Source organism: Pseudonocardia halophobica, assembly GCF_027922425.1.
Taxonomy (GTDB): domain Bacteria; phylum Actinomycetota; class Actinomycetes; order Mycobacteriales; family Pseudonocardiaceae; genus Pseudonocardia; species Pseudonocardia halophobica.
Window position 1 is genome coordinate 1 of record NZ_BSFQ01000229.1, and the last position, 635, is coordinate 635.

The following is a 635-nucleotide window of genomic DNA, read 5'->3' on the forward strand; positions in this document are numbered from 1 at the left end:
GTACCCGCCGCCCGGATCCGGCGGCTCGACACCGCGCGGGCCGCCGCCCTACCCGGCGTGCACGCGATCATCACGGCCGCCGATGTCCCGGACACCACCTCGGGCTGGATTCTGAAGGACCAGCCGATGTTCGCCCGCGAGGAGGTCCGCTACATCGGCGAGCCGATCGCCGCGGTGGCCGCCGAGACCACGGAACAGGCCGAGGCCGCCGTGGCCGCGATCGAGCTGGAGATCGACCCGCTCGAGCCGCTGACGGACATGGACGCCGCCCTGGCCGACGACGCGCGGCTGATCCACCCGGCGTGGGAGTCCTACCCGATGCTGGCGCCGGGGCCGCGCTCCGGCAACGTGGCCTGGGAGTCCACGCTCGACCGGGGTGACGTGGACGCGGCGTTCGCCGCCGCGCACCTGGTCGTCGAGGACGAGTTCACCACCCAGCGCCAGCACCAGTCCCCGATCGAGCCGCACGCCGCGGTGGGCCGGTTCGAGGGCGGGCGCTACGTCGTGCACAGCCCGGCGCAGTTCCCGTTCCTCGTCCGGGACCGGCTTGCCGAGTGGCTCGGCGTGCCGGCCTCGAAGGTGCGCGTCGTCGTCACGACGATCGGCGGCGGCTCCGGCGGCAGGAGCGTGGCCCG

General features: G+C 74.6%; 1 protein-coding gene. It reads left to right on the forward strand.

Annotated elements, in window-relative coordinates; translation table 11 throughout:
* The coding region (locus tag PKE99_RS38315) for a xanthine dehydrogenase family protein molybdopterin-binding subunit (RefSeq protein WP_271215134.1) at positions 1 to 635 on the forward strand (635 nt) is incomplete at both ends.